The organism is Kitasatospora sp. CMC57 (genome assembly GCF_045866025.2).
Lineage (GTDB): Bacteria > Actinomycetota > Actinomycetes > Streptomycetales > Streptomycetaceae > Kitasatospora.
Window position 1 is genome coordinate 2191531 of record NZ_AP035881.2, and the last position, 13492, is coordinate 2205022.

Sequence of the window (13492 nt, forward strand, 5' to 3'; positions counted from 1 at the left end):
CACCCGAACGGAGTGCGGTGGGAGTGGGCGCACGCTCAGGGGCGCGGGGTGGTGACGCGTGCGGCTGCGTCCCGCGCCCCTGAGGGGGCAGAGCATCTCTTTCCTGGCATACCCGGCATTGCGTGCATGGGCGTTGACACCTGCACGGCTTGCTGGTGGGCTGTCCGGCGGGGGCTTGGACCGGACGTGTCAGGTGATGAGGAGGGTCCTGTGCAGGCTCGGGTTTCGGTGGCTGCCGGTCGGCGACTGCGGCGGCAGATCGAGCAGAGCCCGGCCCTCCGGGAGGTGCTCTGGCACCCGGCCGCGTTGGCGGCCCGGCGGGCCACGGCGCGGACTGCGCGGCAGCTGGCGCCCAGGGTGGCGGACCGGCTGATCGCGGACCTCAAGGGGACCGAGCCGCTGCTCGCCTCGGTCAGGGCGGAGCGCCGCCGAGGTCGGCGGCGGGCCACGTTGCAGCTGGCCGCGACGCTCTCGGCCGCCGCCGTGGTCGGCGGTCTGCTGATCGGGGTCCCGGGGACGGCGTACGCAGAGGTGCCGGTCGGACGGGCCGTCAGCAGTGCGCCCAGGACGCCCCTGGGCACGCTGGCCGACCCGCGGGTGTACCCCAGGCCGCAGCAGCTGACCGCCGTCGGGAAGCCCGTCAGCGTGCCGCCCGCCGTGAACCTGGTGAGCGCGGACCAGGCCGACGGGCCCGCCCTGGACACCGTCCGGGAGCTGCTCGGCACGGCCGGGGCGACCACCGTCACTTCGCTGCCCGACCTGCCCGCCGAGCCCGCGCCGGGCAGCCTGACCGTGTACGTCGGCGGGCCCGCGGAGGCGGCCGACGGGGCGGTCGACCGGGCGCTGCGCAGCCTCGCGGCGGCGGCGGGGCAGCAGCTGTCGTTCGACGACCTGCCCGCCGGCGGCTACCTGCTGGCGGCCGGTCAGCTGCCGACCACCGGCGGCTCGTACGGCGCGGTGGTGCTGGCCGGCGTCGACGCGGCGGGTACGTTCAACGCCGCGCAGAGCCTGCGCCAGCTGCTCGCCCCCGTCCAGCCCGGTCAGGGGCAGGGCCCCGGCTCGCTCGGCTTCCCTGGCGTGGTGGTCAGCGACTGGCCGAGCGGCGCGGCCGTCCGGGGCATCGCCGAGTCGTTCCAGGGCACCCCGTGGAGCGGCGAACAGCGGCTGGCGCAGCTCGACTTCCTCGGCCGGACCAAGCAGAACTACTACCTCTACGCTCCCGGCGGCGACCCGTACCGCCTCTCCCGCTGGCGCGACGCCTACCCCGCCGAGCAGACCGCCGAGCTGCGCCAACTCGCCGACCGGGCACGGCAGAACCACGTCACGCTCGCGTACTCGATCGATCCGGGCCAGTCGTTCTGCTACAGCTCCGCCAAGGACCTGGACGCGCTGCTGGGCAAGCTGGACGGGCTGCGCAAGCTGGGCTTCGAGGCGTTCCAGCTGGAGTTCCTGGACGTCAGCTACGACGAGTGGCACTGCTCCACCGACCGCCGCAGTTTCGGGACCGGACCCGAGGCGGCCGCCAAGGCGCAGGCCGCCCTGGTCGGCAAGGTCAGGGAGCGGCTCACCAAGGGGCGCCTCCCGCTCACCGTGGTGCCGACGGACTACCAGAAGGCGGTCGCCTCGCCGTACCGGACGGCGCTGGCTGCCGGGCTGCCGAAGGACGTCCAGGTAGCGTGGAGCGGCGGTTCGGTGATCCCGGCGAAGATCACGGCCGGTCAGGTCGCCGAGGCGGCCAAGGCGGCCGGGCACCCGCTGGTCACGCTGGACAGCTACCCCGTCAACGACTCCGCGCCGGACCGGCTCTACCTCGGCGCCTACCAGGGCCGCGACCCTGAGCTGGCCACCGGTTCGGCCGCGCTGGTGACCGCCGCGATGGCCCAGCCGGTGGTCTCCCGGATCCCGCTGGCCACCGCCGCGGACTTCGCCTGGAACCCGGCCGGCTACCGGCCCGCCGAGTCCTGGCAGGCCGCGCTCCGGCCGCTGGCCGGGACGGACGCCGCGCTGGCCGCGGTCACCGCGCTGGCGGGCAACAGCTCCTCGTCCCCGCTGGCCAAGGCCGAGTCCGGCTACCTGGTCCCGCTCGCCGAACGGTTCTGGGCCGCTCTGGAGCCCACCGGCGGCAGCACCCCGGACCCGGCCCGGGTGGCCGAGGCCGCCGCCCCGCTGCGGGACGCCTTCGCCACCATGGCGGGGGCCCGGCAGGCGCTCGCCACCGAAGCGCTCGGTGCGGAGGCCGACCCCTGGCTCACCCAGCTCTCCGGCTACGGCCGGGCCGGGGTGGCGGCGGTCGACATGCTGCTGGCGCAGCGTGGCGGCGACGGCACCGCAGCCTGGCAGCACCGGGTCACCCTGCGCAGCGAGCGCGAGCAGCTGACCCAGGGCGGCGCGGTGGTCGGCGCCGGGGTGCTCGACCCGTTCCTGGACCGGGCGGCGAGGGCCGCCGACAGCTGGTCCGGCGTCCCGGCCGGGGCGATCGGCGCGACCACCACGCTCGGCACCGCGCACGACCACCGGCCCGCACTGATGACCGACGGCGCCGCCGACACCTTCTACTGGACCTCCGCACCGCCGCAGCCGGGCGACGCGATCGGCCTCGACCTCGGCCCCGGCCGCCCGCTGGGCACCGTGTCGGTGCTGATGGGCAGTTGGGGCGACGGGCCGGACGCCCGCAGCGCGGCCGGTGACTACCTGCACGAGGGCGTGCTCGAGTACACCACCGGCGAGGGCGGCTGGAAGGAGCTGGCCGAGGTGCACGGCCGGCGGGACATCACCGCGACGGCGCCCGCGGGTGTGGTGGCCAAGGCCGTCCGGCTACGTGCCACCGGTGGCCAGAAGACGGCCGTCGCGGTCCGGGAGTTCAGCGTCACGGCCCCCGGCGAGACCCCGGCCACCGTGACCGGCGGCCCGGTCGCCGCCCCCGGCTCCCCGGCCGCCGCCGTACTCGACGGCAACCCCGACACCGCCTACCGGGCCGCCAGCGCCCCCGGCGGCAACGACGCCCCGCTCACCGTCGAACTCGGCGCGCCCCGGCCGCTGGACCGGGTCACCGTCCTGACCGACCCCACCGTCCGGGCCACCGGCACGGTGGAGGTCCAGCAGGCCGACGGCGGCTGGGTGGCAGTCGGCGCCGTCCGCCCCGGCTGGAACGAGCTGCCCGCCCAGGGCCGCCCGGTCAGCGCGATCCGACTGCACTGGGCCCCCGGCGGCGAGCCTCCGGTGGTGAACCAGATCATCCCCTGGTACGCCGACACCCCCGCCGCACGGCTCGGTCTGGCCTCCCCCGTCCTGGACGTGGTCACCGGCGCCACCGTCCCGGCACAGACCAGGGCGGTGGTCGAGTCCGGCCGCCCCGACGTGATCACCGGTGAGCTGAGGGCCGAGGTCCCGTTGGTGGCCAAGGGTCTGACGGTCGCTCCGGTGCCCGCCCTGGCGGTGCCCCGCGGCGGGCAGGTCGCCGCCCCGCTCCAGGTCACCGCGGCGGCCGGGACGCCCACCGGCACCTACCAGGTGCCGGTCAGCTTCACGGCGGCCGGGGTGACGGTCCGCCAGGTGCTCCAGGTCCGGGTGGTCCCACCGGCCACCGGTCCCGACCTGGCCCCCGACGCGGTGGCCACCTCCTCCGGGGACGACTCCGCCAAGACCCCCGCCGGGGCCGTGAACGACCGGGACCCGAAGACCCGCTGGACCGCCCCCGCCAAGGACGACGCCTGGGTCCAGCTCCGACTTCCGACCGCCACCCGGCTCGCCTCGGCGGTCCTCACCTGGCAGTCCGCCTACGCCTCCGCCTACCGCCTGGAGACCTCCGCCGACGGCGAACACTGGACCCCTGCGATCACCGTCGAGGACGGCCGGGGCGGCACCGAGACCCTCCGCTTCGACGCGCCGGACACCCGCTGGGTACGCCTCCAGGGCGTCACCCGGGCCACCCCGTACGGCTACTCGCTCTCCGGCATCGAGCTCTACGCCGCCGGCTAGGCGGGCAGACGGCTCAGGGACCCCGGACACGCGGCGGGCCGCCGGCACTCCCGGTGGGGGGGTGGCGGCGGCCCATGAGGCGTACCGAGGATTGGCTGGCAGGCCCTGTCTGTCAGGCGGAGAGGGGTTCAGGTTCGCCGCGGTGGGTCCGGCCGTGCGGGGCCGGGAAGGCGGCTCCGTGGTCGGTATGGTCGTGGTGCTCGTACTCGCGGAACTGTTCGGTCGCGCCGTACGGCTCGAGGTAGGGCCGCCAGCGCGGGTCCTTGATCCCGGTGCCGATGATGCGCCAGGCCAGCCCGCTGGGCGGGGCGGGCGGACGTTTCATCCGCCAGCCGAGGTCGGCCAGGTGGCGGTCGGCCTTGGTGTGGTTGCAGCGGCGGCAGGCCGCCACGACGTTGTCCCATCGGTGCTGGCCGCCCCGACTGCGCGGGACGACGTGGTCGACGCTGGTTGCGGCGGCCCCGCAGTAGACGCAGCGGCCCTGGTCGCGAGCGAACAGGGCACGGCGGGTGAGCGGGACGGGTCCGCAGAAGGGGACCCGGACGAAGCGGGTCAGCCGGACGACGGACGGCGCCGAGACGGCGCTGGTGGCGCTGTGCAGAGTGATTCCGGAATCCTCCAGGCTGACCGCCTTGTGGTTGAGGACCAGGATGAGAGCGCGGCGCATCGAGACGACACCGAGTGGTTCGTACGACGCGTTGAGGACCAGGACATGCGGCACGGAGGCCTCCTTGGACGCCTGCGGCGCGTGGCTCGCGCCGGGACGAGCGGGTGAGCGCGTGGGGTTGTCTGCCCGACACGATCTCCACCAGTGTCGCCTTACGCCGTTGTAGGGCGCCACCAATCCTGCGAAACGGGGTCGATGTGGGTTCTGTCATATCGGATATGCCCAGTGGGTGGCCAGGCTGCACCATTCGTCGCTGGTGACCGGCCCCTTCGGCCCATTCCGGGGGCTGACGGGTCGTCCGTCCGGGTGGTGTACGGCCGCTAGGGTGGCAGTTCGTGCTGATCAGTGGCCCGCAGGTGGCCAGTGGTCCCCAGCAGGAAGGACTCGGCTCGTGTTCAGCTCCGGCGCTTTCGGCCTCCTCGCCGACGCCTCGTCCTCGCCCTCCCCTTCGTCCGGTCCGTCCGACGATCCGTTGTCGAGGCTGCCGACCTCGCCGGCAGAGGCCGCCGAGGCCACCAGGCAGGCCGCGGGCTGGCTGAGCAGCAGTTGGCAGGGCTGGCTGGAGAACGGCCTGCGGATCATGCTGATCGTGGTGCTGGCCCTGGTGCTGCGGGCGGTGCTGCAGAAGCTGATCAGCAAGTTCATTGCCCGGATGGTCCGGCCGCCGGAGAGCGAGGTCGAGCTCGGTCGGCTCGGCGGACTGCTGGCGAACAGCGGGGTGGTGAACACCGAGCGGCGGCAGCAGCGGTCGGCGGCGATAGGTTCGGTGCTGCGCAGCGTCACCTCGTTCACCATCCTGGGTACCGCCGGGCTGATGGTGCTCTCCGCCCTCGGGGTGAATCTGGCACCGCTGCTGGCCAGCGCCGGTGTGGCCGGTGTGGCGATCGGTTTCGGCGCCCGGAACCTGGTCACCGACTTCCTGTCCGGGGTCTTCATGATCATGGAGGACCAGTACGGCGTCGGCGACGAGATCGACACCGGGGTGGCGACCGGCACAGTGCTGGAGGTCGGCCTGCGGGTGACCAAGCTACGCGGGGCGAACGGCGAGATCTGGTACATCCGCAACGGCGAGGTGAAGCGGATCGCCAACATGAGCCAGGGCTGGGCGACCGCCTCGGTGGACGTCCAGGTCGGCTACAAGGAGGACCTGGTCCGGGTCGAGGAGCTGATCAAGGAGACCGCCGAGCAGCTGGCCAAGGAGACCCCGTACGACGAGTTGATCTGGGGCCAGGTCAAGGTGCTCGGCGTGGAGTCGGTGGCCTTCGACTCGGTGGTGCTGCGGGTGGAGGCCCGTACCTCGCCCGGCAAGGCGCTGCTGGTGGCCCGGACACTGCGGCAGCGGCTGAAGGCCGCGTTCGACGAGGTGGGCGTGAAGCTCAAGGAGGACGCGCCGGCCGCCGTCACGGTGGCCGCCGCCGAGCCGGCCGGTACCGCGCCGCCCGCACCGGCGGACCACGTGCCCGAGGGCCCGCAGGTCGCCAAGCCGATCCCGGCCCAGCCGGGCGAGTAGCCACCCGGAACCCCGCTCCCACCCGTGGGGCGGGGTTCCGCGCTGTCCGCACGTAACGCTTCGGCATCCTCGGGAGGACGGCCCATTGACACCCTCGCGGCCGCGCCCTACCGTCCTTCTCAGCGATTGGAAAGTTTCCTAACAGTTCACGCAGCGCCACCCCGCACAGCACGCCGGGGTCGCGAGAGGGGAGGATCTGGGCTGTGACCGACAACACCCGTACCCCCATCGCCGGTACCCCGAGCCTGCTCCGGGCGATCAACGACCGGGCGGCGCTCGAGCTGCTGCTCGCGCACGGCCCGCTCTCCCGGACCCAGATCGGCAGCCTGACCGGGCTCTCCAAGCCCACCGCCTCCCAGCTGCTCGGCCGCCTGGAGAGCGCCGGCCTGGTCCTGCCGGTCGGCACCACGGCCGGCGGCCCGGGGCCGAACGCGCAGCTGTACCAGGTCAACCCGGCCGCCGGGTACGTGGCCGGGCTCGACGTGACGACCACGCACGTCCGTACCGCCGTGGCCGACATCACCGGCACCACGCTGGCCGAGGCGCTGACCCCCACCAAGGGCTGGCCCGCCGCCGAGACCGTGCGGCGGACCGCCGAAGCGCTCGCCGGGACGGCCCGGGAGGCCGGGCTGACGCCGGGCGACCTGCACGGGATCGTGGTCGGGGTGCCCGGCGCGCTGGACCCGGCCAGCGGCAAGCTGCGGTACGCCTCGCACCTGCCCGGCTGGCACTCGCCGAAGCTGCTGGCCGAGCTGGAGACCGCGCTCGGCGCGCCGGTCACCATCGAGAACGACGTCAACCTGGCCGCCGTGGCCGAGCAGGCGTTCGGCGCGGCGCAGGGGTGCGAGGACTTCGTCATGCTCTGGGCCGAGGAGGGCCTCGGCGCCGCGATCGTGCTGGCCGGACGGCTGCACCGCGGTTTCACCGGCGGCGCGGGCGAGGTCGGCTACATGCCGGTGCCCGGCGCGCCGGTGGTGTACAACGTCCGGCGCAAGAACTCCGGTGGCTTCCAGGAGCTGGCCGGCGCCGAGGCGGTGCTGTCGCTGGCCCGGCAGCACGGCCTCGGCGGCTCCACCACCGAGGCGGCCGTGGCCGGCGCACTGGAGACCCCGGGTGCCGGGGACGAGTTCCTGGCGGAGCTGGCCGAGCGGCTCGCGGTCGGCCTCGCCTCGATCGTCGCGGTGGTCGACCCGGAGCTGGTGGTGCTCTCCGGAGGCACCGTCACGGCCGGTGGCGACCGGCTGCGCGCGTCGGTCCAGGACGCGCTGGCGCGGATCTCGATCCCCCGGCCCGAGGTCCGCAGCAGTACCGTCCCCGGCTCCCCCGTCCTGCACGGCGCCCTGCAGCGCGCCCTCGCCTCGGCCCGTGAGTCGGTGTTCTCCACCCACTGACACCCGGCCGCCGCCGTGATCCACCGTCACTTCACCGCCCGACCACCGCCCGTGCGCTTCCGCCTGCCCGCACAGTCCCAGGAGGACCCTCGATGCACTCCCGCAGACCTTCCCGCCTGCTCGCCGCCGTCACCGGCAGCGCCGTCCTGGCCCTGCTCGCCACCGCCTGTACCGGCACCAACTCCGTCGGCGGCCAGGACGACTCGGCGGCGGGCAAGGACGTGACCATCACCTTCTGGCACGGCTGGAGCCAGGACAGCGAGACCAAGGCGATCGAGGACAACGTGGCCGCCTTCCAGAAGGCGCACCCGAACATCCACGTGAAGATCGTCCCGCACATCGAGGACGAGAAGAGCGAGCAGGCACTCCGGGCCGGCGGCCCGGACGCGCCGGACGTGGTCTCCTCGTTCACCACCGACAACGTCGGCAAGTTCTGCGCGGCCAAGGTCTGGGCCGACCTGAACCCGTTCCTGAAGAAGGACGGCATCGACCCGGCCAAGACCTTCCCGGCCGCGATGCTCAAGTACAGCCAGTTCCAAGGCAACCAGTGCTCGCTGCCGCTGCTCGGCGACGCGTACGGCCTCTACTACAACAAGACCGCATTCGCCGCTGCCGGGATCACCGCGCCGCCGAAGACCTTCAGCGAGTTCGAGGCGGCGGCCACCAAGCTGACGGTGGCCGAGGGCGACGGCTACAAGCAGCTCGGCTTCATGCCGGTCTACCACGGCTACGAGACCAGCATCGGGCACCTGCTCGGCCAGTACGGCCCCAGCTACTTCGACGGTGAGGGCAGGTCCACCGTCGCCTCCGACCCCAAGGTCGCGGCGGTGATGGACTGGCAGAAGGGCCTGGTCGGCAAGCTCGGCGGCTTCGAGAAGCTGGAGAAGTACCGGACCGGCTTCGGCGACGAGTTCAGCGCCAAGAACCCCTTCCACACCGGCCAGGTGGCGATGGCGCTGGACGGCGAGTGGCGGACCGCCGCGCTGGACGAGGAGAAGCCGCCGTTCGAGTGGGCCACCGCGCCGTTCCCGGTGCCGGACGACCAGGCCGCCACGTACGGCCGGGGCTACCAGACCGGCACCATCATCGGCATCGCCCGGGGCAGCCAGAAGCAGGCCGCGGCCTGGGAGTTGGTGAAGTACCTGACCACCGACACGGACGCCGTGGTGAGCTTCGCGAACGCGATCCACAACGTGCCGAGCACCTTCGAGGCGCTCAACTCGCCGAAGCTGACCACCGATCCCAACTTCCGGACTTTCATCGACATCGCCAAGAACCCCAACTCCGGCACCACCCCGGCCAGTCTGAACGGTGGCGCCTACCAGATCAGCCTGCAGAACCTCGGCTTCGACTACGAGTCCGGCAAGCAGACCGACCTCAAGGCCGGGCTCGCCGCCACGGCCAAGGAGATCGACGCGGCCGTCAACCAGGCCAAGTGACGGCACCATGGCACTCGTCGGCACCCCCGTCCCGGCGGCGCTGAAGCGCAAGCGCCGCCGGGAGGCACTCAGGACCTTCGCCTTCCTGTCCCCCTGGCTGATCGGCTTCTCGGTCTTCTTCGCCTACCCGCTGGTCTCCACGGCCTACTTCTCCTTCATGAAGTACGACGGCTTCACCGCGCCGACCTTCCGGGGTCTGCAGAACTGGAGCTACGTCTTCAACGACTACCCGTCGTTCTGGCAGGGCCTGCGCAACACCCTCTGGCTGGTGGTCGTGATGGTCGCCCTGCGGGTCGCGTTCGGGCTCGGCATCGGTCTGCTGATCACCAAGGTGAAGACCGGCGCGGGCGTCTTCCGCACGCTGTTCTACCTGCCGTACCTGGCCCCGCCGGTGGCCGCCACCATCGCCTTCGCCTTCCTTCTCAACCCCGGCACCGGCCCGGTCAACGCGTTCCTCGGCGACCTCGGGCTGCCGACACCGGGCTGGTTCACCGACCCCGACTGGTCCAAGCCGGCCCTCACCATGCTGGCGATGTGGGGCATCGGCGACCTGATGGTGATCTTCATGGCCGCCCTGCTGGACGTCCCCAAGGAGCAGTACGAGGCCGCCGAACTGGACGGGGCTGGCGCCTGGCAGAAGTTCCGGTTCGTCACCGTCCCGAACATCTCGCCGATCGTGCTCTTCGCGGTCGTCACCGGGGTGATCCAGACCATGCAGTACTACACCCAGGCGATCGTGGCCGGGAAGGTGGCCAGCGGCGTGATCGGCGGCTCCGGCCAGCAGTACGAGCCCGGCTACCCGAACGGCTCCACCTGGACCCTGCCGCAGATGGTCTACAACCTCGGCTTCCAGCGCTCCGACTACGGCTCCGCCTGCGTGATCGCGCTGATCCTGTTCGTGATCTCGATGGCCTTCACGTCGCTGCTGCTGCGCCGTAGGTCGGGTCTGCTGGCCAGTGAGGACTGATCCATGACCGCAACCGTCTCCCTTCCGCTGACCCACCGCGACGCGGCCGTCAGGGTGGCCCGCCGCCGGGCCGCGCTGCACTGGGTGGCCGTGCACTCGCTGGCCATCGCGGCCGCGCTGTTCTTCGTGCTGCCGTTCGTCTTCGTCTTCCTCACCTCCGTGATGACCGACCGCCAGGCGATCACCTCCGACCTGTGGCCGCACAGCTGGCAGTGGGGCAACTTCGTCAAGGTGTGGCAGACCGACGGCTTCCTCAGCTGGTGGCGCAACACCCTGCTCTACGCCGGACTCGGCACCGTGCTGACCGTGGTCTCCAGCCTGCCGGTGGCCTACGCGCTGGCCAAGTTCCGCTTCCGCGGCCGGAACCTGGCGCTGATGGCGGTGATCTCGATGATGATGCTGCCACCCCAGGTGATCATCATCCCGATGTACCTGTTCTGGGCCAAGCAGCTCCATCTGACCGGCAGCCTCTGGCCGTTGATCATCCCGATGGCCTTCGGCGACGCGTTCTCGATCTTCCTGCTCCGGCAGTTCCTGCTGACCGTGCCCAAGGAGTACGTCGAGGCGGCCAGGATCGACGGCTGCGGCGAGTTCCGCACCCTGCTCAAGGTGGTGGTGCCGATGACCAGGCCCGCCATCGCGGCCGTCGCGCTGTTCCAGTTCTTCTACTGCTGGAACGACTACTTCGGCCCGCAGATCTATGCCAGCGACAACCAGGACGCCTGGACGCTGAGTTACGGCCTGGCCTCGTTCAAGGCCTCGCACCACACCAACTGGAACCTCACCATGGCGGCCACGCTGCTGGTGATGGCACCGGTGATCGTTCTCTTCTTCTTCGCGCAGAAGGCCTTCATCGAAGGCGTGACACTGACAGGGGTCAAGGGCTGATGTCCGCACTGAAGTTGGCAATCGTCGGCGGCGGTTCCACCTACACACCCGAGCTGATCGACGGCTTCGCCCGGCTCCGCGACACCCTTCCGATCGGCGAGCTGGTGCTGATCGACCCGGCCGCCGAGCGGCTGGAGCTGATCGGCGGACTGGCCAGGCGGATCTTCGCCCGGCAGGGCCACGGCGCGGTGGTCACCACCACGACCGACGTGAGCGCCGGGGTGCAGGGCGCGGACGCCGTACTGCTCCAGCTCCGGGTCGGCGGGCAGGCCGCCCGCAACCAGGACGAGACCTGGCCGCTGGAGTGCGGCTGCGTCGGCCAGGAGACCACCGGCGCGGGCGGGTTGGCCAAGGCGCTGCGCACCGTCCCGGTGGTGCTGGACATCGCCGACCAGGTCCGGCGGGCCAACCCGGACGCCTGGATCGTCGACTTCACCAACCCGGTCGGCATCGTCACCCGGGCCCTGCAGACCGCCGGGCACAAGGCCGTCGGCCTGTGCAACGTGGCGATCGGCTTCCAGCGCAGGTTCGCCACCCACCTGGGCGTGGCACCGGAGTTGGTGCGCCTGGACCACGTCGGGCTGAACCACCTGACCTGGGAGCGCGGGGTCACCCTGCTGGACGCTCCCGACGCGACATCGGGCCGCGAGGTGCTGCCGGAGCTGCTGGCCGGCTTCGGCAAGGAGATCTCCGAGGACCTGAAGCTGCCGCTGCCGGTGATCCAGCGGCTCGGCGTGGTGCCCTCCTACTACCTGCGCTACTTCTACCAGCACGACCTGGTGGTCGAGGAGTTGAAGGTCCAGGGATCCCGGGCCGAGAAGGTCGCGGCGATCGAGCAGGAGCTGCTCACGCTGTACGCCGACCCCACCCTGGACACCAAGCCGGAACTGCTCGGCCAGCGCGGCGGCGCCTTCTACTCCGAGGCCGCCGTCCAGCTGATCGCCTCGCTGCTCGGCACCGACGGCCGCACCAGCGTGCAGGTGGTCAACACCCGCAACGACGGCGTGCTGCCCTTCCTGCCCGACGACGCGGTCATCGAGGTGCCCGCCGAGGTGGACGCGGACGGGGTCCGGCCACTGCCGCAGCGGCCGGTCGAGCCGCTGTACGCCGGCCTGATCGCCGGGGTCACCGCGTACGAGCAACTCGCGCTGGAGGCAGCCCTGAAGGGCGGCCGGGACCGGGTCTTCGACGCCCTGCTGGCCCACCCGCTGGTCGGGCAGATCGAACTCGCCGACCAGCTGACGGACCGTCTGCTCGCGCACAACCGGGACCACCTGCCGTGGGCGTGAGCTCTCTGTCCACGCCCGGCCGGGACGGCCGGGCCACGTACGAGCGAGGACCTGATGCAGCAGCTTGAACACCTCCGCGGCGTCCTCGCCATCGACGCCGGGAACAGCAAGACCGACGTCGCCCTGGTCGGCGCCGACGGCAGCATACTCGGCCACGCCCGGGGCGGCGGCTTCCAGCCGCAGACCGTCGGGGCGGAGACGGCGATCGCCGAACTGGCGCCGCTGGTCGCCTCGGTGGCCGCCCAGGCCGGGCTCGACCCGGACTCCGGCGTCCTGGTCTCGCACGTCAGCGCCTGTCTCGCCAACGCCGACCTGCCGATCGAGGAGGACGCGCTGCTGGCAGCCCTCACCGCCCGTGGCTGGGGCGTCGGCAACACCGTCGCCAACGACACCTTCGGCCTGCTGCGGGCCGGCACCGACGGCCCGCGCGGCGTGGCGGTGGTCTGCGGCGCGGGCATCAACTGCGCCGGACTGCTGCCCGACGGCCGCACCGCCCGCTTCCTCGCCCTCGGCAAGCTCAGCGGCGACTGGGGCGGTGGCTCCGGGCTGGCCGGCGCCGCGATGTGGCACGCCGTCCGGGCCGAGGACGGCCGGGGCGAGCCGACCGCCCTCTCCGAGGCGATAGCGGCCCACTTCGGACTGCCGTCCGCCACCTCACTGGCCGAGGAGATCCACCTCGGACGGGTTCCGGGGGGCCGACTGCACGAGCTGGTCCCCGTGCTGTTCGCCGCCGCCGAGGCCGGGGACGGGACGGCGCTCGCGCTGATCGACCGTCAGGCGGACGAGATCGTCCGGCTCGCGGTGGTCGCGCTCGGGCGGCTCGACCTGCTCTCGACGCCCGCGCCGGTGGTCCTCGGAGGCGGGGTGCTGGCCTCGCGGCAGCCGCTGCTGCTCGACAACGTCACGGCGCGACTCGCTGCGGCAGCGCCGCTGGCCGAGGCCCGGGTCGTGGTGGCACCGCCCGTGCTCGGTGCCGCGCTGCTCGGCCTCGACCAGCTCGGCGGCGACCCGGCCGCCCAGCAACGCCTGCGGGACGCCTACCCGACCACCGCCTCCGTGGGAGCGCTCCGCTAGGCCCTGTCCGGGCGATCTTGTCGGCTGTGACATGTGCGGCCGGCGCCGCGGGGGGGTGCGGCGTCGGGCGCCCGGCTGGGTGTGCGGCCGGAACGGCCTCGTACTTGGGCGGTCCGGCCGTGCGTCCAGCCGGGATGTGACATCAGCCGCCGGCGCGGCGGGTCCGGCGTCGCACGCCCGGCACGATCGCCCGGACAGTGCCCAGCCGGTCGGGGAGGGTCGCACTGTCCCGCGTACCCCTGGCGGCTGCTACCCCGGCGCAGGCTCGAAAGGGTGAATGGGTCGGGGT

At 72.6% G+C, this 13492-nt stretch carries 9 protein-coding genes; 8 read left to right on the forward strand and 1 reads right to left on the reverse strand.

The annotated features are described in order from the left end of the window. Nucleotides 1–210: 210 nt before the first annotated feature. Nucleotides 211–3978: a beta-N-acetylglucosaminidase domain-containing protein gene (locus tag ACKUU6_RS09770; protein WP_407988098.1), complete on the forward strand. Its 3768-nt coding sequence runs from the start codon at nucleotides 211–213 to the stop codon at nucleotides 3976–3978. A gap of 112 nt (nucleotides 3979–4090) precedes the next feature. Here ACKUU6_RS09770 and ACKUU6_RS09775 read toward each other — a convergent pair whose 3' ends face one another. Next, entirely contained in the window at nucleotides 4091–4699 is a 609-nt protein-coding gene (locus ACKUU6_RS09775) for an HNH endonuclease (protein ID WP_407988099.1), read from the reverse strand. A 337-nt stretch (nucleotides 4700–5036) separates the two neighbouring features. Between ACKUU6_RS09775 and ACKUU6_RS09780 the strand changes: the two genes are divergently transcribed. The 7 genes from ACKUU6_RS09780 to ACKUU6_RS09810 all read left to right on the forward strand — a co-directional run bounded on the left by ACKUU6_RS09780 (nucleotide 5037) and on the right by ACKUU6_RS09810 (nucleotide 13203). Next, the gene (locus tag ACKUU6_RS09780) at nucleotides 5037–6155 is read left to right on the forward strand and encodes a mechanosensitive ion channel family protein (protein WP_407988100.1); all 1119 of its coding nucleotides are present in this window, start codon (nucleotides 5037–5039) and stop codon (nucleotides 6153–6155) included. A 227-nt stretch (nucleotides 6156–6382) separates the two neighbouring features. Continuing rightward, nucleotides 6383–7546 carry an ROK family transcriptional regulator gene (locus tag ACKUU6_RS09785; protein ID WP_407992080.1) on the forward strand — a complete coding sequence of 388 codons (1164 nt, stop codon included), beginning with the start codon at nucleotides 6383–6385 and terminating at the stop codon, nucleotides 7544–7546. Between the two features lie 92 nt (nucleotides 7547–7638). Then, nucleotides 7639–8985, forward strand: a complete 1347-nt coding sequence (locus ACKUU6_RS09790) for an ABC transporter substrate-binding protein (RefSeq protein WP_407988101.1) — start codon at nucleotides 7639–7641, stop codon at nucleotides 8983–8985. A 7-nt stretch (nucleotides 8986–8992) separates the two neighbouring features. Beyond that, nucleotides 8993–9952, forward strand: a complete 960-nt coding sequence (locus ACKUU6_RS09795; protein WP_407988103.1) for a carbohydrate ABC transporter permease — start codon at nucleotides 8993–8995, stop codon at nucleotides 9950–9952. Nucleotides 9953–9955: 3 nt separating this feature from the next. Continuing rightward, complete coding sequence (locus tag ACKUU6_RS09800; protein ID WP_407988104.1) at nucleotides 9956–10840, forward strand: carbohydrate ABC transporter permease; 885 nt, start codon at nucleotides 9956–9958, stop codon at nucleotides 10838–10840. Between the two features lie 8 nt (nucleotides 10841–10848). Next, nucleotides 10849–12129 (forward strand): 6-phospho-beta-glucosidase, encoded by a 1281-nt coding sequence (locus ACKUU6_RS09805; protein WP_407992081.1) that lies wholly within the window; start codon nucleotides 10849–10851, stop codon nucleotides 12127–12129. Between the two features lie 54 nt (nucleotides 12130–12183). Beyond that, nucleotides 12184–13203 carry an N-acetylglucosamine kinase gene (locus ACKUU6_RS09810; protein WP_407988105.1) on the forward strand — a complete coding sequence of 340 codons (1020 nt, stop codon included), beginning with the start codon at nucleotides 12184–12186 and terminating at the stop codon, nucleotides 13201–13203. Nucleotides 13204–13492 lie beyond the last annotated feature (289 nt).

Bases quoted from the DNA above. Each gene is read 5' to 3' on its own strand.
- ACKUU6_RS09800 (WP_407988104.1), top strand. From the start codon at position 9,956: ATGACCGCAACCGTCTCCCTTCCGCTGACCCACCGCGACGCGGCCGTC.
- ACKUU6_RS09810 (WP_407988105.1), top strand. From the start codon at position 12,184: ATGCAGCAGCTTGAACACCTCCGCGGCGTCCTCGCCATCGACGCCGGG.
- ACKUU6_RS09795 (WP_407988103.1), top strand. From the start codon at position 8,993: ATGGCACTCGTCGGCACCCCCGTCCCGGCGGCGCTGAAGCGCAAGCGC.
- ACKUU6_RS09790 (WP_407988101.1), top strand. From the start codon at position 7,639: ATGCACTCCCGCAGACCTTCCCGCCTGCTCGCCGCCGTCACCGGCAGC.